This is a genomic window from Pseudomonas sp. EA_65y_Pfl2_P74 (genome assembly GCF_963970575.1).
Classification (GTDB): Bacteria; Pseudomonadota; Gammaproteobacteria; order Pseudomonadales; family Pseudomonadaceae; genus Aquipseudomonas; species Aquipseudomonas baetica_A.
On record NZ_CAXAOQ010000009.1, the window covers coordinates 26581 to 49512 of the forward strand.

Annotated in this window: 22 protein-coding genes; 11 read left to right on the plus strand and 11 right to left on the minus strand. The window is 61.0% G+C overall.

Annotated features, from left to right (window positions below):
- The first annotated feature begins 60 nt into the window (after positions 1-60).
- Positions 61-981 carry a histone deacetylase family protein gene (locus AACY18_RS08910; protein ID WP_339464708.1) on the plus strand — a complete coding sequence of 307 codons (921 nt, stop codon included), beginning with the start codon at positions 61-63 and terminating at the stop codon, positions 979-981.
- A 198-nt stretch (positions 982-1179) separates the two neighbouring features.
- A complete protein-coding gene (locus AACY18_RS08915; protein WP_339464709.1) occupies positions 1180-2421 on the plus strand; it encodes a TIGR03862 family flavoprotein in 1242 nt (413 codons plus the stop codon).
- A gap of 124 nt (positions 2422-2545) precedes the next feature.
- On the opposite strand, the gene AACY18_RS08920 is transcribed toward AACY18_RS08915, so the two are convergent.
- A complete protein-coding gene (locus AACY18_RS08920) occupies positions 2546-3883 on the minus strand; it encodes a DEAD/DEAH box helicase (protein ID WP_339464710.1) in 1338 nt (445 codons plus the stop codon).
- Positions 3884-3960: 77 nt separating this feature from the next.
- Positions 3961-4896 carry a drug/metabolite exporter YedA gene (gene yedA / locus AACY18_RS08925; RefSeq protein WP_339464711.1) on the minus strand — a complete coding sequence of 312 codons (936 nt, stop codon included), beginning with the start codon at positions 4894-4896 and terminating at the stop codon, positions 3961-3963.
- 163 nt (positions 4897-5059) lie between these two features.
- On the opposite strand from yedA, the gene AACY18_RS08930 reads away from it, so the two are divergent.
- Positions 5060-5518 (plus strand): Lrp/AsnC family transcriptional regulator, encoded by a 459-nt coding sequence (locus tag AACY18_RS08930; RefSeq protein ID WP_339464712.1) that lies wholly within the window; start codon positions 5060-5062, stop codon positions 5516-5518.
- A 129-nt stretch (positions 5519-5647) separates the two neighbouring features.
- Here AACY18_RS08930 and AACY18_RS08935 read toward each other — a convergent pair whose 3' ends face one another.
- The 3 genes from AACY18_RS08935 to AACY18_RS08945 form a co-directional block, all read right to left on the minus strand.
- Entirely contained in the window at positions 5648-6253 is a 606-nt protein-coding gene (locus AACY18_RS08935) for a 3'-5' exonuclease (RefSeq protein ID WP_339464713.1), read from the minus strand.
- 41 nt (positions 6254-6294) lie between these two features.
- Complete coding sequence (locus AACY18_RS08940) at positions 6295-6774, minus strand: LabA-like NYN domain-containing protein (RefSeq protein ID WP_003228475.1); 480 nt, start codon at positions 6772-6774, stop codon at positions 6295-6297.
- Positions 6775-6912: 138 nt separating this feature from the next.
- Complete coding sequence (locus AACY18_RS08945) at positions 6913-7671, minus strand: DUF2076 domain-containing protein (RefSeq protein WP_339431421.1); 759 nt, start codon at positions 7669-7671, stop codon at positions 6913-6915.
- Between the two features lie 179 nt (positions 7672-7850).
- On the opposite strand from AACY18_RS08945, the gene AACY18_RS08950 reads away from it, so the two are divergent.
- The gene (locus AACY18_RS08950; protein WP_221730160.1) at positions 7851-8525 is read left to right on the plus strand and encodes a YciC family protein; all 675 of its coding nucleotides are present in this window, start codon (positions 7851-7853) and stop codon (positions 8523-8525) included.
- Between the two features lie 75 nt (positions 8526-8600).
- The gene (locus AACY18_RS08955; protein ID WP_339464714.1) at positions 8601-9680 is read left to right on the plus strand and encodes an endonuclease/exonuclease/phosphatase family protein; all 1080 of its coding nucleotides are present in this window, start codon (positions 8601-8603) and stop codon (positions 9678-9680) included.
- A 19-nt stretch (positions 9681-9699) separates the two neighbouring features.
- Here AACY18_RS08955 and AACY18_RS08960 read toward each other — a convergent pair whose 3' ends face one another.
- Positions 9700-10155, minus strand: coding sequence for a winged helix-turn-helix transcriptional regulator (locus AACY18_RS08960; protein ID WP_221730162.1), 456 nt, complete (start codon positions 10153-10155; stop codon positions 9700-9702).
- A gap of 154 nt (positions 10156-10309) precedes the next feature.
- Between AACY18_RS08960 and AACY18_RS08965 the strand changes: the two genes are divergently transcribed.
- Both AACY18_RS08965 and AACY18_RS08970 read left to right on the plus strand, forming a co-directional pair.
- Positions 10310-11587 (plus strand): MFS transporter, encoded by a 1278-nt coding sequence (locus AACY18_RS08965; RefSeq protein WP_339431373.1) that lies wholly within the window; start codon positions 10310-10312, stop codon positions 11585-11587.
- A 13-nt stretch (positions 11588-11600) separates the two neighbouring features.
- Positions 11601-12497 carry an EamA family transporter gene (locus tag AACY18_RS08970; RefSeq protein ID WP_339431372.1) on the plus strand — a complete coding sequence of 299 codons (897 nt, stop codon included), beginning with the start codon at positions 11601-11603 and terminating at the stop codon, positions 12495-12497.
- Positions 12498-12593: 96 nt separating this feature from the next.
- On the opposite strand, the gene hrpB is transcribed toward AACY18_RS08970, so the two are convergent.
- Complete coding sequence (gene hrpB / locus AACY18_RS08975) at positions 12594-15113, minus strand: ATP-dependent helicase HrpB (protein ID WP_339464715.1); 2520 nt, start codon at positions 15111-15113, stop codon at positions 12594-12596.
- 109 nt (positions 15114-15222) lie between these two features.
- On the opposite strand from hrpB, the gene AACY18_RS08980 reads away from it, so the two are divergent.
- Entirely contained in the window at positions 15223-15657 is a 435-nt protein-coding gene (locus AACY18_RS08980) for a polyribonucleotide nucleotidyltransferase (RefSeq protein WP_339464716.1), read from the plus strand.
- A 14-nt stretch (positions 15658-15671) separates the two neighbouring features.
- Entirely contained in the window at positions 15672-16580 is a 909-nt protein-coding gene (locus tag AACY18_RS08985; RefSeq protein WP_339464717.1) for a cation diffusion facilitator family transporter, read from the plus strand.
- On the opposite strand, the gene AACY18_RS08990 is transcribed toward AACY18_RS08985, so the two are convergent.
- Positions 16574-17578: a DUF6515 family protein gene (locus AACY18_RS08990; protein ID WP_339464718.1), complete on the minus strand. Its 1005-nt coding sequence runs from the start codon at positions 17576-17578 to the stop codon at positions 16574-16576. The genes AACY18_RS08985 and AACY18_RS08990 overlap by 7 nt on opposite strands.
- Positions 17579-18027: 449 nt before the next feature.
- On the opposite strand from AACY18_RS08990, the gene AACY18_RS08995 reads away from it, so the two are divergent.
- Complete coding sequence (locus AACY18_RS08995; RefSeq protein WP_007909658.1) at positions 18028-18507, plus strand: Lrp/AsnC family transcriptional regulator; 480 nt, start codon at positions 18028-18030, stop codon at positions 18505-18507.
- Between the two features lie 190 nt (positions 18508-18697).
- Entirely contained in the window at positions 18698-18907 is a 210-nt protein-coding gene (locus tag AACY18_RS09000; protein ID WP_003185724.1) for a DUF2788 domain-containing protein, read from the plus strand.
- On the opposite strand, the gene AACY18_RS09005 is transcribed toward AACY18_RS09000, so the two are convergent.
- From AACY18_RS09005 to AACY18_RS09015, 3 genes are all read right to left on the minus strand, one after another.
- Positions 18902-19468, minus strand: coding sequence for a pseudouridine synthase (locus AACY18_RS09005; RefSeq protein WP_221730278.1), 567 nt, complete (start codon positions 19466-19468; stop codon positions 18902-18904). The genes AACY18_RS09000 and AACY18_RS09005 overlap by 6 nt on opposite strands.
- A gap of 141 nt (positions 19469-19609) precedes the next feature.
- Positions 19610-21109: an AMP nucleosidase gene (amn, locus tag AACY18_RS09010; protein ID WP_339431367.1), complete on the minus strand. Its 1500-nt coding sequence runs from the start codon at positions 21107-21109 to the stop codon at positions 19610-19612.
- Between the two features lie 93 nt (positions 21110-21202).
- Positions 21203-22852, minus strand: a complete 1650-nt coding sequence (locus tag AACY18_RS09015) for an acyl-CoA dehydrogenase family protein (RefSeq protein WP_339464719.1) — start codon at positions 22850-22852, stop codon at positions 21203-21205.
- Positions 22853-22932: the final 80 nt, after the last annotated feature.

The window sequence follows — 22932 nt, forward strand, 5'->3', positions numbered from 1 at the left end:
CAAGTCTACATCGCTGGTAGGATCGCTCACTCTTTCCTACGTTTCCTACATGAAGTCGCCATGCCACTGCCGCTGATCTATCACGAAGACTACAGCCCCGAGTTTCCGGCGGATCACCGCTTCCCCATGGACAAATTCCGTCTGCTGCGCGATCACCTGGTCGACAGCGGCCTGACCCGCGACGCCGACCTGCTGCGTCCCGAGATCTGTCCCAACGACATCCTCGCCCTGGCCCATGACCGTCGCTATATCGAACGTTACATGAGCGGCGAGTTGTCCCGCGAAGACCAGCGGCGCCTCGGCCTGCCATGGAACGAAGCGCTCGCGCGGCGTACGGTGCGCGCGGTCGGTGGCTCGATTCTGGCGGCGGAAAAAGCCTTGGAGCATGGTCTGGCCTGTCACCTGGCCGGCGGGACCCATCACGCTCACTACGACTACCCGGCCGGGTTCTGCATCTTCAATGACTTGGCGATCATCAGCCATTACCTGCTGCAAAGCGGCCGGGTGAACCGGGTGTTGATCTTCGATTGCGATGTGCATCAGGGTGACGGCACGGCGCGGATTCTGCACGACACCCCGGAGGCGATTACCGTTTCCCTGCACTGCGAGAAGAATTTTCCTGCACGCAAAGCCGAAAGTGACTGGGACATTCCGCTGCCCAAAGGCATGGGCGATGCCGACTATTTAAAAGTCGTGGACGACACGCTCAACTATTTGCTGGCGCTGTATCAACCGGATCTGGTGCTGTACGACGCGGGCGTCGATGTGCACAAGGACGACGCCCTCGGTTATCTGCAACTCACCGACGCAGGCGTTGCCGCCCGGGATGAAAGCGTGATGCGCCATTGTCTGGGCCGTGATATTCCGGTGGTCGGCGTGATTGGCGGCGGCTACAGCAAGGATCGCCACGCGCTCGCCCGCCGCCACGGCATTCTCCATCACAGCGCGCAACGGGTCTGGACGTCACACGGTTGTCATTGAGGTGTGCTGCGTTACCCACATTCGCTGTGGAACGGCCTGTGGATAACCTGAGTGCAAGGGACTAGAGGCCATGCTGGACATAGCTTGCAGCACGATGGTCATTTATTAACCAGATTTTGTGGATCACCACAGCCCCCTCCCACCCTGTCCGGCGCTGTTAGAATGCGCGGCTTATCCCGCCATACCGCAGCGCACGCCATGACTCAGACTTCCGCCCCCCTCCCCGCTCACGTCGCCATCATCGGCGGTGGCCCTGCCGGCCTGATGGCCGCCGAAGTGCTGGGCCAGGCCGGAGTGCGCGTCGATCTGTACGACGGCATGCCCTCGGTGGGCCGCAAGTTTCTGCTGGCAGGCGTCGGCGGCATGAACATCACCCATTCCGAAGCCTACCCAGCGTTCCTTTCGCGCTACGCCGAACGCGCACCGCAAATCGCCCCGTTGCTGCGCAGCTTCGACGCCGATGCGTTGTGCCGCTGGATTCACGATCTGGGCATCGAAACCTTCATCGGCAGCTCCGGCCGTGTGTTCCCCACCGACATGAAAGCCGCGCCCCTGCTGCGCGCCTGGCTCAAACGCCTGCGCGACAGCGGCGTAGTTATCCACACCCGCCACCGCTGGCTCGGTTGGGATGAACACGGCGCGCTACGCATCGACAGCCCGGAAGGCGAGAAAACCCTCAAACCCGACGCCACGCTGCTCGCCCTCGGCGGCGGCAGTTGGTCGCGACTCGGTTCCGACGGCGCATGGATGTTGCCGCTTGAGCAGCGTGGCGTAGGACTGGCGCCATTGCAGCCGAGCAATTGCGGCTTCGAAGTGCAGGCCTGGAGCGAATTGCTTGTCAGCAAATTCGCTGGCGCACCGCTGAAAAATATCGCCATCGGCTTGAACGACGACATTGCGCGCTTGGGCGAATGCGTGATCACCGCGACCGGTATTGAAGGAAGTTTGATCTACGCGTTGTCGGCACCGATGCGCGAGGCGATCAACGCGCACGGCTCAGCGACCATTCACATCGACCTGCTGCCCGGCCGGCCTGTGGATAAATTACAGGCTGCGCTGAGCAAACCGCGTGGCTCGCGCTCGATGGCCAAGCACTTGCACAGTCAGGTCGGGATTGACGGGGTGAAAGCGGCGTTGTTGCGTGAGTTGACTGATGCGGCGACCTTCGCCGATCCAGCGCGGCTGGCGCGGGCGATCAAAGCATTGCCGCTGACCTTGGTGAAAACCCGTCCGCTGGATGAGGCGATCAGCAGTGCCGGGGGCGTGACGTTCGAGGCGATGGACGAGCGCCTGATGCTCAAGGCCTTGCCGGGCGTGTTCTGCGCTGGCGAGATGCTCGATTGGGAAGCACCGACGGGCGGGTACTTGCTGACGGGGTGTTTTGCCAGTGGCCGGGCTGCCGGGTTCGCAATATTGGAGTGGCTGCAGCGCGAGGGCTGAAGACCGCAGTGCGCCCTTCGCGAGCAAGCCCGCTCCCACAGTTGACCGCTTTCAATTGAAGTACTCGGTCGAATGTGGGAGCGGGCTTGCTCGCGAAAGCAGTCCTAGTGACGCCGCATCAAAATCAAGGCTTACGCTTACGCGGCCCGGTATTGAATACCGGCACTTTACGCACAGGCTTGATCGAAGGCTCCGGCGCCTGCGTCTCGCCGCTGTCGACCCATTTACCCAGATTGCGCTTGCCGCCACCGCCGGAGGTTTTCGGCTTTTTCGGTTTCTTCGGCTTCTTGATCACCTGACCGCTGGCATCGGTATCCGGCACGCGGTGCTCAGGTTCAAAGTCCGGTTCGTTCTGGCGCTTCAACGTCTGGCGCGTCAGCATCTCGATGGCCGAGAGCATGTTCACTTCATCGGCACACACCAGAGAAATCGCTTCGCCCGTCGCACCGGCACGGCCAGTACGGCCGATACGGTGAATGTAATCCTCGGCCACGATCGGTAGATCAAAGTTGACCACCAGCGGCAAGTCTTCGATGTCCAGACCACGGGCCGCGACATCGGTGGCCACCAGAATCTGCACTTCGCTGAGTTTGAAACGATCCAGCGCACGCTGACGGGTCGCCTGCGGTTTATCACCGTGGATGCCGTCGGCGTTGACGCCCAGGCCCTGGAGTTTTTCCACCAGCGCGTCCACGCCGTTACGGGTCTTGGCGAACACCAGCACCTGCTTCCACTTGCTCTTGCGCATCAGATGCACGAACAGTTCGGCCTTGCGCTTCTTGTCCACCGTCACCACCCACTGCTTGACGGTGTTGGCGGCGACGTTGCGCGGGCTGACTTCGACGCTCAGTGGGTCGTTGAGCATCTGCCCGGCCAGCAGGCGAATATCGTCGGAGAAGGTCGCGGAGAACAGTAGGGTCTGGCGCTTTTTCGGCAGCATGCGGTAGATGTTCGCCAGTTCTTCGGAGAAGCCCAGGTCGAGCATACGATCGGCTTCATCCAGTACCAGGGTTTGCAACTGATCGAGTTTCAGCGCGTTCTGGCGGAACAGGTCAATCAGGCGACCAGGCGTGGCGACCAGCACATCAACGCCGCCGCGCAGCTTCATCATTTGCGGGTTGATGCTGACGCCGCCGTAAACCGCATAAGTGCGCAGCGGCAGGTTTTCGGCGTACTGGCGCACAGACTCATGAACCTGCTCGGCCAGCTCGCGGGTCGGCACCAGAATCAGCGCACGCGCCGAGTTGGCAGCGACTTTCGGCCCTTCCATGGCCAGCAACTGCAGCAGCGGCAAGGCGAAACCGGCGGTTTTGCCAGTGCCGGTCTGGGCCGCTGCCATCAGGTCGCGACCGGCCAGCACGGCCGGAATGGCTTGCGCCTGCACCGGCGTCGGGGTCTGGTAGCCGAGCGTCTCGAGGGAGCGCAGCAAGGGTTCGATCAGGCCAAGGGAGGCGAAAGTCATGGGAGTACCGTAGGAAAATTCAGCGCGGATTTGCAAAAGAGTGTGCAAAACGAATGTGCAATGGCGCGCAGTTTACCCTAATTCGTACGGTTTTCTGTTGGCAGGGTTGTCGGCGCCACGACTGGCGGCGGAGGCGCCCGACGCCACTGGGGTAGCCCAATCAGCACCACCGCGCTGATGATCACCAGCATCGCCAGTGCTTCTTCAATGCCAATGGTCTCGCCGACGAAGACAATCCCCAGCAACACCGCCACCGCCGGATTGACGTAGGCATAACTGGTAGCCGCCGCCGGACGCACGTGCTTGAGCAGGTACATGTACGAGTTGAAGGCAATGATCGAGCCGAAGAAGATCAGATACGCCAGCGCCAACCAGCCTTCCACTGGCGGCACGGCTTGCAAGTGCTCACCGCTCAGCGCACTGCCGATCAACAACACGACGCCGCCAACGAGCATTTCCACGGCACTGGCCATCGCGCCTGGCGGCAGGGGCAAGTGTCGGCTCCAGACCGAACCGAACGCCCACGACGCCGCAGCAAAAATCAGCAACATCGCCCCCAGCGGACTCGATTGAAGGTTGGAGCCCATGTTGAGCATGGCGATGCCGATAATCCCCAACACCACCCCGGCCCATTCGAGACGGGTATTACGCGCCCCCCAGAAATAACCGCAGAGCAACGTGAACAACGGCACCGTCGCCACCGCCAACGCCGCAACGCCTGAAGCCACGCCGGTGTGTTCGGCCACACTCACGGCGCCGTTACCAAGACTCAACAGCAAAATCCCGATGATCCCCGCCGCTTTCCACTGCGCCCAGGTCGGTGCCGGCGCCCCGCGCCAACGCAGGAAGGCGTACATCAGCGTCCCTGCAATCACGAAGCGCACCCCGCCAAGCATCAGCGGCGGCCAGTATTCAACACCAATGCGGATCACCAGATAGGTCGACCCCCAAATCACATACAGCGCAAAAAACGCGGCGATCAGCGGCAAGGGAAAACGGCGCAGGGCAGGCATGGACGGCTCGAAAGTCAGAGGCGAGGGATGGATTATTCTAGAAAGGCCAACGGGCAAAAATAAGTTACAAAACCTGTTTATCAGGCCAGTACACTTTGGAAATCACGGAGATCGACGGGATAAACCGCGATTTCGAAAGTCTGGCATTTACAGGAGTTCGGCCTTGGACAAATACGACCGCATGCTGCTCAGCGCCCTACTCGAAAACGGTCGTGCGTCCTACGCCGACCTGGCGCGCAAAGTAAATCTGTCAGCGCCCGCCGTGGCCGAGCGCGTGGCCAAACTGGAAGCATCCGGGGTGATCACCGGGTATGAGGCAAAAATCAACCTGTCGAAAATCGGCTTGCCGATCCAGTGCGTGATCGAACTGCGCCTGCACCAGAACGGCAGCCAGAAGGTGTACGACGAACTGGCCACGATCTCGCAACTGACCGAGTGCTTTCGAGTGACGGGCGATCCGTGCGTGATCATGAAAGGGGCGGTGGGCTCAATGCTGGAACTGGAGGCGTTGATCAATCGGGTGGCGAAATTCGGGTTCAGCAAGACGTCGATTGTGCTTTCGAGCGCCATCGAAAAACGCGTGCCGCTCGGCCATATCGAAAACAACGGCAAACAGACCTGACGCCAGCAGAGATCCAATCTGGGAGCGGGCTTGCTCGCGAAGGCGGTGAATCAGTCGACATCAATGTTGAATGAAACACCAACTTCGCGAGCCAGCCCGCTCCCGCAGGGTTATCTGTTGACCTGAACATCAGCGATAGCGCTGGAGATGCTCGCTCACTTTCGCCGCTGGCACTTTCTGCAGCTTGCACAGCAGATCATGCGATAGCTCGCGTACGCCGTGCTTGTCTCGCAACTCCCCCGTCAGATGCGCCATCAAGTTCGCCGCCATCTCCGCATCCGCCATCGCCCGGTGAGCCTGACCGGTGTGCGGCAGGCGGGCGAATGTGGTGAGGGTGCCAAGTTTGTGATTCGGCGCGGCCGGCATCAGTCGGCGGGCGAGTAACAGCGAACAGGCAAAGTTCTGCAACCGCGTGCGCTTGATCCGCCCCAGCTCAAAGTCCCAGAACTTCTGGTCGAACGAGGCGTTGTGGGCCACCAGTGGCGTGCAGCCGACAAACTCGTTGACCTCTTCCATCACCCGCTCGGCCGAGGGCGCGGTGCGCAGCATGGCGTTGCTGATTCCGGTCAGTTGTTCGATGAAGGCCGGGACGCGTACGCCGGCGTTCATCAGGCTTTGGTAGCGCTCGACGATGCGGCCGTTCTCCAGCATGACCACGGCGATTTCCGTGGCGCGGCAGTTGCTGTTCGGCGAGAGGCCGGTGGTTTCAAAGTCGATGACTGCAATGCGTTCCAAACCTTGTTGTACTCCGTCCAGATCAATTCTTCAGTAGCCGCTCAATTCTTCAGAAGCAGCGCGCCCTCGATCGGCACGTAACGGCTGGCGGCGCGGATCAGCGAGTTGGCGGTCAGGCCCGGGACACCGTAGGCCACCGCTTGCACGCCGTGCTTGTTGATGATGCGTTCGAGCAGCATGTCGAAATCGCCGTCACCGGAGGCCAGAACGATTTCGTCGACGTGGTCGGCGGCGTCCATGATGTCCAGGGTGATGCCCACGTCCCAGTCGCCCTTGGCCGAGCCGTCGCTGCGCTGGATGTAGGGTTTGAGCTTTACGGTGAAGCCGAGGTTGCGCAGGATCTGCTGGAACTGCTGCTGTTTGCTGTCGCCACGGTCGATGGCGTAGGCGTAGGCCTCGACAATCTGCCCATCCTTGCTGATGTCCGCCCACAGCGCCGCATAGTTGAAGTGGCAACCATAAGCCTGACGCACGGTGTAGTAGAGGTTCTGCACATCGGCGAACACTGCGATTTTTTTCACCGGAGTTCCTGTGGGCGCGCAAGCGCACGAAGCGGGATCAGGCGCTGGGCCCGAAAAAGGCGCTCAGTATGCCAGCCAACAGGAACGTTCCGCGAATAATCGCCCCGGAGCCCTCACAGGCTCCGGACGAATGGTTAATCAGACGAAGGAATCGTCGTCATCGAAGAACGATGAACTGTCATCGCTGTAGTCGGTGTCGTTAAATCCGCCCTGGTCATTGCCGTAGGAATCGTTACCGGCCATGCGCTGATCGTCACCCCAGCCGTTGTTGCTCTGGTCGGCGACTTGAGCCGGCTCTTCCTTGATCACCTCAACAATCTCTTGCGGCTGCTGATTGTGGTGGAACAGGCTGCTGATTCCCTGCGCCAGCATCACACCACCGGCTACACCGGCCGCGGTTTTCAAGGCGCCGCCGAGAAAGCTGCTGCCGGCCGCCGGTGCGGCTTGTTGCGCATAATTGGGCGGTGGCGCAGCAAAACCCTGTTGCGCAGGTGGAGCACCAACGTTCTGCTGTGGTGCAGGCTCGCGCCAGCCACCCGTGGACGCCGGAGCAGCACTCGGGGTCGGTGCCGGACGCGGGCTGCCACCAAAGATGCTCGACAGGAAACCGCCGCCACTGCTCGGCGCCGGCGCTGCACTCTGCGCTTTGGCCGCTTGCAGTTCGGCCTGCAACTGCTGGACTTGCCGGGTCAGTTGCTTGTTCTGCTCATCCAGGCTTTTGAGCGCCGCCTCTTGAACCAGAATCGCCTGGGTCATGAAATAACCTGCCGCCGGCTGGCGCGTCAGGTGTTCCTTGATCCGCGTCTCGGCCTGGGCGTCGCGCGGGGCTGCCTCCGTTTCGGCCTGTTGCAGCCGGGAAAACAGTCCATCGATCAGGGTTTGCTCTTCGCTGTTCATGGCGACCTCGTAGATTGCCGGGGATAACATGGCCCTCGCCCACTTTTGGACAAGGTGCTCGTCCGTAATGGAGGCTGCGACAAAACCTTTCAATGACCTTTACCGAATGTTTACGTTTGTGTGGGCTCGCGCATCATCGGTTAAAGTGAGCCACTGTTTTCGACCTGCGATACCGACTGATGAATGCCTTCGAAGTGCTGCGCGACTCTCTGTTCTTTTTCAAACGCCATTTGGCCAGCATCGTGCAGTTGTGCCTGCCGCTGGTGATCGTCGAAGCGCTGCTGCAACAAGTGGTGGATCACGCCAGCGACCCGGACAGTTTCTCATCCGTCAGTGTGATCGTCGGCTTGCTGGTCTATCCGTTGTACACCGCCGCATTAATCCTGTTTCTCGACGCCCGCACCCGTGGAGAAGCCCCGCGCACCCTTGATCTGCTGGCGATGTCTGCGCGGTTGTGGCCGCGTTTCGCCCTGCTCACCGCGCTCAACACGTTGCTGATTCTGCTGGGCCTTTCGCTGTATTTCCTGCCGGGCCTGATTTTGATGGTGATGCTGGCGTTCGGCGAATACCTGTTGGTGCTGCGCGGCCTCAATCCATTGCACGCCATGAAGGAAAGCCTGCGGCTGAGCCGCGGGCATTTCTGGCGGATTCTGCTGTGCATTCTGTGTGTGATGACGCCTTTGTGGTTGCTCAAGGGGGCGACGCTGGCGGTATACCCCGAGCCGCAGAACCCGATAGTGTCGGTGCTGATCGACAGCGGCCACAGCTTCCTGCAACTGTTCACCAGCGTGGTGCTGTTCCGCCTGTTCATGTTGATCAGCCAACTTCCGGAAAAACGTGACGGCGCGGTCTGACCGCTCCGCAATTGGGCTTCGAGACCGCCGTCAGGTATGCTCGGGGCCACTTTCTGTAACGCTATAAGCCGAGCCATGACCCGTCTACTGCGCTACACCCTGTTGCTCGCTCTGCTCGCCGTCATCTTGATCGGCGGGCTGATTTTCGGCCTGACCTGGCGCCCCGACGCCCGCGAAACCCTGCCGGTCAGTTGCACCGGCACACCGCCCATGCTGGTGCCCGGGCAAGCGCTGAAAGTCATGACCTGGAACGTGCAGTATCTGGCCGGCAAGCGTTATGTGTTCTGGAATGACCTGGCCCAGGGTAACGATGAAGCGCCGACGCTGGAGGACATGGCCTTCAGCCTCGATGAAGTGGCGCGGGTAATCCGCGACGAACAACCCGATCTGGTGCTGTTGCAGGAACTCGATGACGGCGCCAAGGCCAGCGACTATCAGGATCAACTCAAGTTGTTGCAGGAGCGGGTCGCCGATCTGTACCCGTGCAGCGCCAGCGCTTTTGACTGGAAAGCCGATTTTGTCCCTGAGCCCCATATCTATGGCAGCGTTGGCCGGCAACTGGCGACGCTGAGCCGCTATCGCATCGAACATGCCGAACGCCTGCAATTACCGGTGGCCCCAAGCAATTTCATCAGCCGCCAGTTCCAGCCCAAAGACGCCCTGCTCGCGACCAAACTGCCGCTCAGCGATGGCGGGCAACTGACCGTATTCAATACCCATCTGGAACGCGCCCACCGACCGGACGACACGTTGCATGCGCAAGTGACGGCCGTGGCCAAGGTGCTCGACAAGTATGAAAGTCAGGGCCTGCCGTGGCTGATCGGTGGCGACTTCAACCTGTTGCCGCTGGGCCAATATCGTCGTTTGCCCGCCGAGCAGCGCACGCCCTACTCCGCCGACAGCGAGCTGCATCTGCTGTGGGACAAGTACCCGATGATCCCGACCAACAGCGAAGCCAGCGGCATCGACCGCGCGCAATGGCTGACCCACTACCCCAACGACCCCGGCCTCAACGGCCCGGATCGCACGGTCGACTATCTGTTCTACAGCCCGAAGATCAAACGGGTGGAAGCGATGGTGCGTCAGGACGACACGCTGCGCATTTCCGATCATTTGCCGGTGATTGCGCGGTTCCTGCTGCCGGCTGCGCCTTAAAAACGCAGCATGGCCACAATCAGCTGCGGCGCTTGACCACACGCCGATGGCAATCCGCCGGGCCCAGCAACTCGCCAGCTTTGGAGCGCACCGTAATGGTCTCGACCGGCTCCGAGTGCTCGTTGTCCAGCAACACCGAATAACTCTCGCCCTTGCTGAACAGGAAGTCCTCGCCCCACTGGCGCATGCTGATCACGATGGGGAACACCGAACGTCCCATCTCGGTCAGCACGTACTCTTTGTAAGCGGTGCCATCGGATGCCGGCTGCACCTCAAACACGCCCAGTTCGACCAACCTCTTGAGCTTCGCCGAGAGGATATTTTTAGCTAGGCCCAGACGTTTCTGGAATTCACTGAAGCGACGCACGTCATCGAAAGCGTCGCGGATGATCATCAACACCCAACGATCGCCAATAGCCTCAAGCGTGCGGGCCACCGGGCATTCGCTTTGTGCCAGTAGCAACTGTCTGGCCATGAGACTCCAATTTTTGCGAGATCGTGCGCGTTAGAACAGTTCTAACGGCAGAAGAAAATATTGCGTGAAAAACCAGTTGCAGATTAAAACCCGTTTCGATAAAAATCAACGCATCGGTTTTGTTTTGAAACCTGTTATTCCCAAGGATGGAATGATGACGTTGAACCTCCTAAGGCCCTCGAAAAGCGACGTCAACGCCGAAAAGACAGCCGACGCCGTTACTGCTCCAGCCCCTGATGGACGCACAACTGCCCGTGGTTTAAGTCGTCAACAGACGTTTCTCTTCGCGATTACCTGCGCCATGGCCGTGGCCAATGTCTACTTCGCACAACCGCTGCTGGAGTCGATGGGCGCCAGCCTGTCAGTGTCGCCCGACACTATTGGTGTAGTGGTCACGGCGACTCAGGCCGGTTATGCAGTGGGCCTGTTGTTCATCGTCCCGTTGGGCGATCTGCTCAATCGCAAGCGGCTGATTCTGACGCAGATGCTGCTGTCGGCCGTGTCGTTGTGTGCGGTTGGGCTGGCGCAGAGTTGGGGCATGTTACTCGGCGCAATGGTGCTGGTCGGCCTGATGGCAGTGGTCGTGCAGGTGGTGGTCGCCTACGTGGCCACACTCGCCAGCCCCGAGCAACGTGGTGAAGCGATTGGCACGGTGACCAGTGGCGTAGTGTTGGGCATTCTGCTGGCGCGCTTTGTGTCTGGCGCGGTGGCCGATCTGGCCGGATGGAGAGGCGTCTACTTCGTCTCGGCAGCCTTGATGATCGGCATGGCGCTGGTGCTGTACCGCACGCTGCCGACATCGAACACGCCACCGGCCAAAGACAGTTACGTGCAGTTGTTGCGCTCAGTGTTCCAGTTGTATCTCACCGAACGGACGCTACGCGTCAGGGGCACCTTTGCCCTGCTGATATTCGCTGCATTCAGCGTGCTGTGGACCGCCATGGTATTGCCGCTAAGCGCACCACCACTGTCACTGTCGCACACCCAGACAGGCTTGTTCGGTCTGGCCGGGGTAGCGGGCGCGCTGGCCGCCGCAAGGGCCGGGCGAATGGCCGATCAGGGCCTGGGCAATCGCACGACAGGGATTGCGCTGGTGCTATTGACCCTGTCCTGGCTGCCCACCGCGTTTGTTGAAAGCTCATTGCTGGCGATGGTCGTAGGTGTGGTACTGCTCGACTTTGCCGTGCAAGCGGTGCATGTGACCAACCAAAGCCTGATCTTCGCCGCGCGGCCCGACGCGCAAAGCCGACTGGTGGGGGCCTACATGTGCTTCTACTCCGTGGGCAGCGGCATCGGCGCTATTACGGCCACCTACACTTACGCCCATTTTGGCTGGGGCGCGGTTTGCCTGCTGGGCGCGGCCTTCAGTGGGATAGCGCTGTTGTACTGGTTATCTCTGGAGCTGACCTCCCGTAATTGTCTGACTACCTGAAGGCGTACCTGTAATGAAACCACTGCACGTCGTATTGGCTGTACTGATCACCGCAATCTGGGGGGTCAACTTCTCGGTCATCAAGCTGGGATTGGCGACCGTAGATCCTTTTATTCTGGCGGGTATCCGCTTCAGCCTTTGTGCATTACCGGCGATCTTTTTCATCCGCAAACCGAATGTGCCATGGCGCTACATCATCGGTTACGGACTGGTGTTCGGCATCGGCTTGTGGGGCATCGTCAACCTGGGTATCAAGGCCGGGCTTTCGGCGGGCATCGCTTCGCTGGTGCTGCAATTGAGCGCGTTTTTCACGATTCTGTTGGGCGGCTGGGTGTTCAAGGAAGCGCTGACCCGATTTCAGGTACTGGGCATGCTGATCGCACTTGGCGGATTGTTGTGCATCATCATGATCAGCGATGGCTCGGTCAGTCTGCCCGGCGTGCTGCTGGTGCTGGTGGGCGCGGTGTCATGGAGTGTCGCCAACATCATCAACAAGAAGGCCAGCACCCTGGAAGTCTTCGGGTTTCTGGTCTGGTCCAGCGCCTTTGCACCGATCCCGTTGTTCGCTCTCGACTACACGGTGAACGGCAGCGCCGGCTTCACCTCGTTCGTCAATCAGGTCGATACGACCGCCGTGCTGTCGATCCTGTTTCAGGTCTACCCGAACACACTGTTCGCCTACTGGATCTGGAACTCGCTGCTCAAAACCTACCCGGTTTCGACCGTCGCGCCACTGTCGTTGCTGGTGCCGATTTTCGGCATGCTCGGTTCGGTGCTGATCTTCCACGAGAGCGTGCCAGCGAGCAAGGTGCTGACGGTGATGCTGATCGTGGTCGGCCTGGCCGTTGGCCTCTATGGGCAGCGTATTTTCAATGCGATGCTTGCGCGCCCTGCGCGCACTTCAATATGAATCGCCAGGGAGTAAGTATGGGGCCGGGGAGACGTGAATTCGTCAAGGGCCGCTGTTAGCCCCTGAATCGGCGCCTTGCATTGGCACAGCCCCGGATCAGGTCCCCCGGGGCTTCGCCCGTGCCGTGGCTTCAGCCACCAACGGATCATCTGGCCAATAATGCTTGGGATACCGACCTTTCAAATCCTTCTTGACCTCGGCATACGTGCTGCGCCAGAAGTTGGCCAGATCCTGCGTCACCTGCACCGGTCGTCGTGCCGGGGACAGCAGGTGCAACTTGACCACCTGCCGCCCGCCGGCAATCCTTGGCGTCTCGGCCAAGCCAAACAGCTCCTGCAAACGCACCGCCAGAATCGGCGGATGCTCGCTGTAATCCAGACGAATCGATGACCCTGAAGGCACGCTGATGTGATGCGGCGCCTGCTCATCCAGCCGTTGCGGCAGCGGCCATGGCAGTAGATTGCGGACGATGCTGGACAGATCGAGGTTGGCAAAATGACTGAGCCGCGAGACCTTGCCCAGATACGGCATCAGCCAGTCTTCAAGAGTTTTCAACAGCGTCGCGTCGCTGACATCCGGCCATTGGCTTTCGTCCTGAGTGTTCAGATCAAGTTGCCGTAACAACGCAACACGGGCCTGCCACTGGCGCAGCTCCGGTGTCCACGGCAGCAGTTCCAGCCCCTTGCGTCGCACCAGATTGACCAGCGCCTGACTGCGGGCGGCTTCATCGAGACCGGTTAGCGGTTCGCGGCTGAGGATCAACTCGCCGACCTTGCGCTGACGCTCGGCGCGCAGCACGCCTTCGCGCTCGTCCCAGTCGAGTTGATCGACGTTGCGCACTTGTTCGGCGAGCACTGAGTCGAACAGCGCCGGATCGAAATCCGCTGCCAGATAAATCCGTTCCTCGCGCTGGCCCTGACGGCTGCCGAGGTCGGCAATGACAATCCACGGCTCTTTCATCAAGCTGTCCGCTTCGGCGAACAGCGCGGCGCGACCGTTGGCCAAGCGGTATTCGGCGCCACCGGCACGTCGTTGTTGGGCGACGCGGTCCGGGTAGGCCAAGGCCAGCAGTGCGCCGAGCCAGCGTGGGTGATCAGGGTCGCTGACCGGCTCGCTCGCCTTGCCCCGCAGGTAACCACGATATTGCCGCGCCAGTTGCCGTGCACGTTGCACACCGCCCTGCGCGCCACGAGCCGCACGTTCTTCGCCGGACAGCAGCACCAGGCGGCTGTGCAGATCCGCCCCGGCACCGCGCAAGATATCGCGCTCGCCAAGCAACGCGGCGACATCGCAGGCCATGTTTGCCAAGCCCAACGCTCGCCCGCGCAGCAACAAATGGCCGATACGCGGATGCGCCGGCAACTCGGCCATGGCCTGACCGTGCGAAGTCAGAGCCTGCCCTTCCAAAGCGCCGAGTCGCTGCAGCAGATCCTGCGCCTGTGCATAAGCCGCCGCCGGTGGCACGTCGAGCCAGACCAGTTCGCCCGGCGTAACGCCCCAGCGCCCCAGTTGCAGCGCCAGGCTGGCCAGATCCGCTGAGAGAATTTCCGCGCTGCCGTATGCCGCCAGTTGTTCGTGCTGATCCTGCGACCACAACCGATAACAAACACCCGACTCCAAGCGTCCCGCCCGACCCGCACGCTGCGTGGCGCTGGCCTTGGAGATGCGCTGAGTGTCGAGCCGCGTCATGCCGCTGCCCGGATCGAAACGCGGCACCCGCGCCAACCCGGCGTCGATCACCACGCGCACGCCGTTGATGGTCAGACTGGTCTCGGCGATGTTGGTCGCCAGCACCACTTTGCGCTGCCCGGCCGGCGCCGGATCGATGGCGGCGCGTTGGGCATTGAGGTCAAGTTCGCCGTGCAGCGGGCAGAGCAAGACGTCTTGGCGCTCGCCAATGGCATCGCTCAATTGCTGATGCACACGGCGAATTTCCGCCTGCCCCGGGAGGAACACCAACAGGCTGCCGGTTTCATCGTTAAGGGCTTCGAGCACGGTCTGCGTCACGCGCTGATCGATGTATTCGCCGGGCTGAAACGGCCGCCCCCAGCGCATCGTCACTGGATACATGCGCCCTTCACTGCGCAGGATCGGTGCGTCGTCGAGCAACCCGGCCAGACGCTCGCCTTCCAGCGTGGCCGACATCAGCAAAATTTTCAGCGGCTGTTCAGCTCGAAACAGCTCACGACCGTTCAAACTCAGGGCCAGCGCCAGATCGGCGTCGAGGCTGCGCTCGTGGAATTCATCGAAAATCAGCAGACCCACGCCTTCCAGCGCCGGGTCGTCCTGCAAGCGGCGAGTGAGAATGCCTTCAGTGACCACTTCAATGCGTGTGTTGGGGCCGACCTTGCTGTCGAGGCGGATGCGATAACCGACGGTTTCACCGACCTTCTCGCCCAGTTCGCTGGCCAATCGCTCAGCAGCGGCGCGCGCGGCCAAGCGGCGCGGCTCAAGCATCAGAATGGTTTGCCCGCTCAGCCACGCTTCGTTGAGCAAGGCCAACGGCACGCGGGTGGTTTTACCGGCGCCGGGCGGCGCTTCGAGCACCGCGTCGTGGCGTGTCGCCAACGCGTCACGCAATGCGGGTAAAACTTCGTCGATCGGCAAAGAAATCATGCTGGCTCCCAAACAGAGGCGCGAGTATAACGGCGAACTGCCGGGCGTTTGTCAGGGTCTTAACGTCACTCGACGACGCTTCGTTTACAAATGACTCAGGAGATATCCCATGCGCTTACCTTTTCGCCTGATCGGCGGTGTACTGGTCGCCACCCTGCTCACTCAAATCACCGCGTGCGGTTCGATTTTCTACCCCGATCGTCGCGGCCAGATCGACGGCAAGATCGATCCGGCGATTGCCGTGCTCGACGCCGTGGGCCTGCTGTTCTACGTCATTCCCGGGCTGATCGCGTTTGCCGTCGACTTCGCCACCGGGGCGATCTATTTCGAACCGGGCCACACCGCGCAGATCGACCCGGCCAAGCTCAAGCAAGCCATCGGCCCGGACGGTCAGGTCGATAACCACAAGTTGCAGGCTATTCTCCAAAGCGAGCTGGGCAGTGCTGCCGTTGAAATAAACAAGGCTCTGGATGACCCACGCCTGATCCAGCACAAAGGCAGCACGCAACAACTGGCGATGTTTGGCCTGCAACCTGCCGCATAAGGAATAACTGCACCATGACATCCAGTCCCGAACACGCCCGCCTGCTGCGCCTGGCAACCCGCGCCTCGGTGGCGGTGGCTTGTACGCTGATCATCGCCAAAGCCATCGCCTGGTGGCTGAGCGGCTCGGTGAGCATGCTCGCTGGCCTCACCGACTCGGCACTCGATGGCATTGCTTCGTTGATTAATTTGCTGGCGGTGCATTACGCATTACGCCCGGCGGATGACGACCACCGTTACGGCCACGGCAAGGCCGAATCACTGGCCGGCATGGCGCAGGCATTGTTCATCGGTGGCAGTGCGGTATTGATTGCCTTTCAAGCCTATGAACGCATCAAGCAGCCGGAACCGCTTGGGGCGCCGTGGATCAGCATTGGCGTGATCATTTTCTCCCTGGTGCTGACGGTCGCCTTGCTGATTTTGCAGCATCGGGTGATCAAGCAGACCGGCTCCAACGCCGTGCGCGCCGACTCGTTGCATTACCGCTCAGATCTATTGCTCAACGGCAGCATCCTGCTTGCGCTGGTGCTGGCCGGTTTGGGATTTTCTCAACTCGACGCGTGGTTTGGCCTCGGGATTGCGGCTTACATCTTGTGGAGCGCGATCCAGATCGGACGGGAAAGTTTTTCGGTGTTGATGGACGAAGAACTGCCGACAGATGTCAGCCAGCACATGCTCGACCTGGCCTGCAGCGTGCCGGGGGTGTTGGGCGCGCATGACTTGCGCACGCGGATTTCCGGCCACCACTGGTTCGTGCAGTTGCACCTGGAATTGCCGGGGGAATTGACCCTGTCAGTCGCTCACAGCATCAGCGATCAAGCGGCGGATGCGATTCACAAAGCCTACCCAAGGGCCGAAGTGCTGGTGCACGCCGACCCGCAGGAGGTGGTCAAGACTGAACGGGTGCAAACCCGGATTCAGTAAGACACCTGGTAACCGCGACTGCTCAGGCAGTTGCCCTGCGCCTGACGGTAAGCCTGCACCACCTCGGGCGCCGGTTGATAAGTCGCGGTGCGCGGATCGAAACCGCTTTGCTGCACCGCGTACTGATAGCACTGATAGCCATCCTGCTGGACCTGTTCCGGCGACTGACCGTTGGCCGGATACGCCTCGACGTCATAACCTTGCGATTGTGGCTGCGGCGGCTGAACCGGCGGCTCGACCACCACGTAATCCTGCGTCGCTTCCTGATAGGCGTAGTAAGAACCGGCGGCGAGGAACAGCAGCGCGCCGCCGATCCATACTTCACGGGCGTAATCCGGCAAATACTGGATGCGGATCCCGCGCGGCGGTTGCACGACGATGTAGCGTGGGCCCTGCGGGCGATACCAGTAGCCGCCGGAATAAAAGTAATCCTGGCCTCGATACGGCACGCGATAGTCGCGATCCGGGAAGCGGTCGATCACATGCCCCGGCCGGTACTGCGGGCCTGGGCCCCAACCATTGCCATGCCCTTGCGGACGCCCCGGCCAGCGATTGTCGTTGGGCCGGTTGCCGTTCTGCCAATGCGGGTTGTTGTAGCCGTTTTGCGGACGCTCGTCGCGGTAGTAGCCCTGGCGCGGCTCCTGAGTCTGGCGCACGGTGTCGGGACGTGGCTGGATCGGCAGACTGTTGCCTGGCGGTGGTGAAGGCTGATGAACCGGATTCGGCTGATTTTGCGCACGATTGTGTGTCTGCCACTGACCCTCGTCGTGCGGCTGGCCGTTGTGTTCGAACTGGCGACTGTTGTCGCCACGAATGATCTCGTTGTTCTGCGCACGCGGCTGATTGTTGCCGCCATGCCCCCGATTATTGCCCTGATGATCCGGCCCGCGGCCACCACCATTGGGGGCGCGGCTTTCCGGGTCATCGGCCAGCACTTGCGCACTGACACTCACACACAGCAAACCAACACCGGCCAGACGCCAGATGCGCGACTTCATGCTATTCCTCACTGCGGGTTCAGGGCGTGTAACTAAGACCGGGAATGTACACACCGGGTTCTGCAACAGGTTATCAGTCACGAAACTTATTTATTGAGTCGCGTGTGGGCGAAGGCAAAAAATCGCAGGCAAGAAAAAAGGGAGACCCGTCGGCCTCCCTTCTAGAGAACTTCGTCCTGGCTCGACGCTTTTGACGTCGGCTCACCTCACGCCGTCTTCTGGACAGTGTGCAGCTCGGGGGCCGGCACAACCCCGGTGGGGGTGGCGGCCGCGGCGGGCCTGATAGGCGGGCCGCTGTGGACTGTGTTACCGAGCAGTGATTCTGGTGATAAGAATAGGCCTGAGCCGGCGACAGAGGATTGCGAATATTGCTCAAATAAACATCACTTGCGCAATTTTTAACCCTGGATAGATAATCCACCGCAATAGTTATGACAAAGGCCTGATTCATGAGCAAACTCGACCGTTACGACCTGAGCATTTTGGCGGAACTGCAGCGCGACGCCCGCATCTCCAACCAGGAACTGGCCGAACGTATCGGTTTGTCACCGTCGCCCTGCTCGCGCCGGGTCAAACAACTGGAAGACGACGGCTATATCTCACGTCAGGTCGCCCTGTTGGATCGCAAGATGCTCGGCCTGAGTCTGACCGCGTATGTACTGATCGGCATGGACCGGCACACGCCGGAGCGTTTCGAGAACTTCGAAGCGGCGATTCGCACATTGCCGCAGGTGCTGGAGTGCAGTCTGGTGACGGGCGTGGATGCCGACTATCAGTTGAAGGTGGTGGTGCCGGACATGGATCACTATCAGAAACTGCTGCTGGGGCACCTGACGCGGATTGAAGGGGTGACCAGTGTGCGCTCCAGCTTTGTGCTGAACCAGGTGCTCAATAGCACTGAACTGCCGCTGACTCATTTGCGTAGTTGAGATCGCCTTCGCGAGCAAGCCCGCGCCCACATTCTGGAGTGCATTCCCCTGTGAGAGCGGGCTTGCTCGCGAAGAGGCCGGAACAGGTCATCAACGACTGCGGCACACCGACGCAGGTCAATGCGGCTTCAGCCACCCTCGGCGTATAATCGCCAAGCCCTTTCAGCCGCGCCCACGCCGGAGATACCCAATGGATCCAGCCGTATTCGAAGAATGGATGATGACGGGCCTCGTCAGCATCCTGATCATTTTCATGGGTTTCATCGTCTGGGATCTGGCGAAGAAGTCCAAGGCCGGACGTTTCGGCTCGTTCATTCTGTTCTTCGTGCTCGGCCTGGGCGTGGCCGCGTTCGTCATCAAGAGCGTAGTAATTGGCCTGATCGAATCCGGCGCTCTATAACCGCGCCGGCACTTCCTTCCACTGGCCTTGATCGAGCCCCTCGATCGTCCAGTCGCCAATTCTGACCCGCACCAGTCGCAACGTCGGCAGTCCTACCGCCGCGGTCATGCGCCGAACCTGACGGTTGCGCCCTTCACGAATCACCAACTCCAGCCAACTCGTGGGCACGCTTTTGCGAAAGCGTACGGGCGGGTTGCGTGGCCACAACGCGGGTTCGTCCAGTTGCCGCGCCTCGGCAGGCAAGGTCGGGCCGTCGTTGAGTTCGACCCCATCGCGCAGGCGCTGCAATTGCTCAGCACTTGGCTCACCCTCGACTTGCACCCAATAGGTCTTGGCCAGTTTGTGCTTGGGGTCGGCGATCCGCGCCTGCAACTGGCCGTCATTGGTCAGCAGCAGCAAGCCTTCGCTGTCACGATCCAGGCGCCCGGCCGGATAGATGCCAGGCACATCGATGAAATCCTTGAGTGTCGCCCGCCCTCCTTCATCGCTGAACTGCGTCAGCACATCGAAGGGTTTGTTGAACAGGATCAGCTTCGGCTCGGCCGGCGGCGCCTTGGCAATACGGCGCGGGGAGGAAGACTGAGGCTTCGCGCCAGGGCGGCGGGAAGGTGGACGCGGGGGACGGGACATGGCGAAAAGAACATCTAACGGTCAGGGCTGCTAATGCTAGTGCCCTGACCGCCAAATGACCACGACAAACCGTTAACGGAACGGCGGTTCGTCGAAGCTGCGCAGTTTGCGCGAGTGCAGCGAGTTGAGTTCGGTGCGCAGCAGGTCCACCGCTTCGATGCCGATTTTCAAGTGCTGGCTGACCGCACGCTCGTAGAACGCATTGGCCGAGCCCGGCAGTTTGATCTCGCTGTGCAGCGGTTTGTCCGACACGCACAACAACGTGCCGTACGGCACCCGCAGGCGATAACCCTGCGCTGCGATGGTGCCGCTTTCCATGTCCACCGCCACGGCGCGGGACAGATTGATCAACGGACGCTCCTGCGCCCAGCGCAACTCCCAGTTACGGTCGTCGTAAGTCAGCACGGTGCCGGTGCGCAGGCGCTTTTTCAGCTCTTCACCTTTCTCACCGGTGATATTGGCTGCCGCTTGCTGAAGCGCGAGCTGTACTTCGGCCAGCGCCGGGATCGGAATGTTCGGCGGCACCACCCGGTCGAGAATCCCGTCGCGACGCATGTAAGCGTGGGCCAACACGTAGTCGCCGATGGTTTGCGACTGACGCAGCCCTCCGCAGTGACCGATCATCAGCCAGCAATGCGGACGCAACACGGCCAAGTGGTCAGTGATGTTCTTGGCATTGGACGGACCGACGCCGATATTCACCAGCGTCACACCATGACCATCACTGGCGATCAGGTGATAGGCCGGCATCTGATAACGGTGCCAGACCACACCCGCGGCAATCGCCGACGCTTCGCCGTGATCCATGCTCTTGTCGATGATCACGTTGCCCGGCAGCACCATGCGCACGAAACGCGGATCGCTGCGCAACTGCTCCAGACCATGGACGATGAACTGGTCGACGTAGCGGTGATAGTTGGTCAGCAGAATCCACGGCTGTACATGGCGCCAGTCGCTGCCGGTGTAGTGCACCAAACGACGCAGCGAAAAGTCGACGCGCGCCGCATCAAACAACGCCAGCGGCAGGGGGTCGGTGTTTTCCCAATCGTAGAGACCGTCGGCGATGCCATCGGTGGCGGCCGACAGGTCGGTACTGGGGAACACCCGCGCCAGCACTGCCGCCGTCACGCCGGAACCGGCGAGTTCATCGCCCTGTTCGACCACGTACGGATACGGAATATTTTGCTGACTGACGCCGACTTCCACGGTCACGGTGAAATCGTGCATCAACGGCGTCAGTTGTTCGAGCAGGTATTTGCGAAACGCCGCCGGGTGGGTGACGGTCACGCTGTAGGTGCCCGGCAGCTGTACTTTGGCGTAAGCGCGGGTGGTCTGCGGGACTTCGCCATGGCAGTGGTAGGTCAGACGCAGTTCGGGATAACGAAAAAGAGCACGCTGCTCGGCGTCGGGCTCGACGCGATCCTTGAGGTAACGCTTGAGCGCCGAATTCAGCGCAGTAGTGGCCCGCTCATGCAGCTGGGCCAGACGATCCACGGCTTGTTCAGCGGTTTGAACAACAATAAACGCTTCGGTCACGATCAGCTTCCTGTGTTCTGACTTGCAGAGCTTCATCTTGCCTGCATCGTGGCGCGACGGGAACAGTGGCGTTGTGGCTGTACCTCAATCTTTCAAACAAAGAAGATCCCCTGTGGGATTTGTAGTGTCTCAGAAACCTTGCGGGGTCGAGCGGGCGACAATGGCTTCGACATCGAGGCCTCGCGGTAGCGCGCCGTAGACCCTGCCATTGCCACCCAACCGACTGGCAATAAACGCATCGCTCACCGCCGCATTCCCCGCCTCCAGCAACAGCTTGGCCTGAAGCCCCAGCGCAATGTCCTCGGTCAACTGCCGCGCCCGATACTGAATATCGCCGGTGTCCTTGAACTGCGCCTGCAACTGCTGAATATGCGCAGCCAGGCGTTTGTCACCATGGCCGTCACCCAATTCATGGAACAACACATCCAGCACGCCCGGCTCTTTCGACAAGGCGCGCAGCACGTCGAGGCACTGCACGTTGCCCGAGCCTTCCCACGTCGAGTTGACCGGCGCCTCGCGGTACAGGCGCGGCAGGATGCTGTCTTCGACATACCCCGCGCCGCCCATGCACTCGGCCGCCTCGTTGATCATTGCCGGGGCGCGTTTGCAGATCCAGTATTTGCCCACCGCCGTCACCAGCCGGGCGAATTGCGCTTCGTGGCGATCGTCCAGATGATCCAGCGCACGGCCCATGCGCAGGCTCAAGGCCAATGCGGCTTCACTTTCAAGGGCCAGATCGGCCAGCACGTTCTGCATCAACGGTTGCTCGCTGAGCAGTTTGCCGCCGACCTTACGGTGCGCGCAGTGATGGCTGGCCTGAGTCAGGGCCTGACGCATCAAGGCGCTGGAGCCGACCATGCAATCAAAGCGCGTCATCGCCACCATTTCGATGATGGTCGGCACACCACGCCCTTCTTCGCCGATCATCCACGCCAACGCGCCGCGAAATTCCACTTCGCTGGAGGCATTGGACTGATTGCCGAGTTTGTTTTTCAGGCGCTGGATATAGAACTGATTGCGCGTGTCGTCCGGGCGATGGCGTGGCAGCAGGAAACAGCTCAAGCCCTTGTCGGTCTGCGCCAGCGTGAGAAACGCATCGCACATCGGCGCCGAGCAGAACCACTTGTGCCCGACCAGTTCATACGCCTGCCCCGGCCCACTGCCGCCGACCGGATAAGCCTTGGTGGTGTTGGCCCGCACATCGGTGCCGCCCTGTTTTTCAGTCATGGCCATGCCGAGGGTGACACCGGCCTTGTGCGCCATGCCGACATTGCGCGGATCGTATTGGGTGGCAAGGACTTTCGGCAGCCATTGCTCGGCCAGGTTGGGTTGCAAGCGCAGGGCCGGCACACTGGCGAAGGTCATGGTCAACGGGCACCCGCTGCCGGCCTCGGCCTGGCTGTGCAGATAACTCATCGAGGCGCGGGCGACATGGGCACCGTCCTGTGGATGAGTCCACGGCGACGAAGTCAGGCCATGCTCGATCGCGGTACGCATCAGTTCGTGATAAGCGGGATGGAATTCCACCAGATCGATGCGATGACCGTAGCGGTCATGGCTGGCGAACACCGGTTTGTTCTGATTGGCGAGGAACCCGGCTTCCATCAACGGGCCGCCGGCCAGTTCACCGTAGGCATCGATCCGCGACTCGGCCCAACCGGCACCGAACCGCCGCGACCACTCCTGCAATGGCAGGTCGATGCGGTAGAGGTTGGTGCCGTCCAGCGACGGTGGCTGATTGGTGACTTCGTGGGTTTCGGCGAACTGATGCAGGTTCATGACGGGGCTCCTTGGGATCAGCCAGAGACACCAGTTAAGCACCGGCCCATCGTCGAACAAAGTGTCATAGCCGCCGAACT

What these genes read in the sequence shown, in the direction of transcription:
- AACY18_RS08910 (WP_339464708.1), top strand. Translation starts at nt 61, where the DNA reads ATGCCACTGCCGCTGATCTATCACGAAGACTACAGCCCCGAGTTTCCG.
- AACY18_RS08915 (WP_339464709.1), top strand. Translation starts at nt 1,180, where the DNA reads ATGACTCAGACTTCCGCCCCCCTCCCCGCTCACGTCGCCATCATCGGC.
- AACY18_RS08920 (WP_339464710.1), bottom strand. Translation starts at nt 3,883, where the DNA reads ATGACTTTCGCCTCCCTTGGCCTGATCGAACCCTTGCTGCGCTCCCTC.
- yedA (WP_339464711.1), bottom strand. Translation starts at nt 4,896, where the DNA reads ATGCCTGCCCTGCGCCGTTTTCCCTTGCCGCTGATCGCCGCGTTTTTT.
- AACY18_RS08945 (WP_339431421.1), bottom strand. Translation starts at nt 7,671, where the DNA reads ATGAACAGCGAAGAGCAAACCCTGATCGATGGACTGTTTTCCCGGCTG.
- AACY18_RS08950 (WP_221730160.1), top strand. Translation starts at nt 7,851, where the DNA reads ATGAATGCCTTCGAAGTGCTGCGCGACTCTCTGTTCTTTTTCAAACGC.
- AACY18_RS08955 (WP_339464714.1), top strand. Translation starts at nt 8,601, where the DNA reads ATGACCCGTCTACTGCGCTACACCCTGTTGCTCGCTCTGCTCGCCGTC.
- AACY18_RS08960 (WP_221730162.1), bottom strand. Translation starts at nt 10,155, where the DNA reads ATGGCCAGACAGTTGCTACTGGCACAAAGCGAATGCCCGGTGGCCCGC.
- AACY18_RS08965 (WP_339431373.1), top strand. Translation starts at nt 10,310, where the DNA reads ATGACGTTGAACCTCCTAAGGCCCTCGAAAAGCGACGTCAACGCCGAA.
- AACY18_RS08970 (WP_339431372.1), top strand. Translation starts at nt 11,601, where the DNA reads ATGAAACCACTGCACGTCGTATTGGCTGTACTGATCACCGCAATCTGG.
- hrpB (WP_339464715.1), bottom strand. Translation starts at nt 15,113, where the DNA reads ATGATTTCTTTGCCGATCGACGAAGTTTTACCCGCATTGCGTGACGCG.
- AACY18_RS08980 (WP_339464716.1), top strand. Translation starts at nt 15,223, where the DNA reads ATGCGCTTACCTTTTCGCCTGATCGGCGGTGTACTGGTCGCCACCCTG.
- AACY18_RS08985 (WP_339464717.1), top strand. Translation starts at nt 15,672, where the DNA reads ATGACATCCAGTCCCGAACACGCCCGCCTGCTGCGCCTGGCAACCCGC.
- AACY18_RS08990 (WP_339464718.1), bottom strand. Translation starts at nt 17,578, where the DNA reads ATGAAGTCGCGCATCTGGCGTCTGGCCGGTGTTGGTTTGCTGTGTGTG.
- AACY18_RS08995 (WP_007909658.1), top strand. Translation starts at nt 18,028, where the DNA reads ATGAGCAAACTCGACCGTTACGACCTGAGCATTTTGGCGGAACTGCAG.
- AACY18_RS09000 (WP_003185724.1), top strand. Translation starts at nt 18,698, where the DNA reads ATGGATCCAGCCGTATTCGAAGAATGGATGATGACGGGCCTCGTCAGC.
- amn (WP_339431367.1), bottom strand. Translation starts at nt 21,109, where the DNA reads ATGAAGCTCTGCAAGTCAGAACACAGGAAGCTGATCGTGACCGAAGCG.
- AACY18_RS09015 (WP_339464719.1), bottom strand. Translation starts at nt 22,852, where the DNA reads ATGAACCTGCATCAGTTCGCCGAAACCCACGAAGTCACCAATCAGCCA.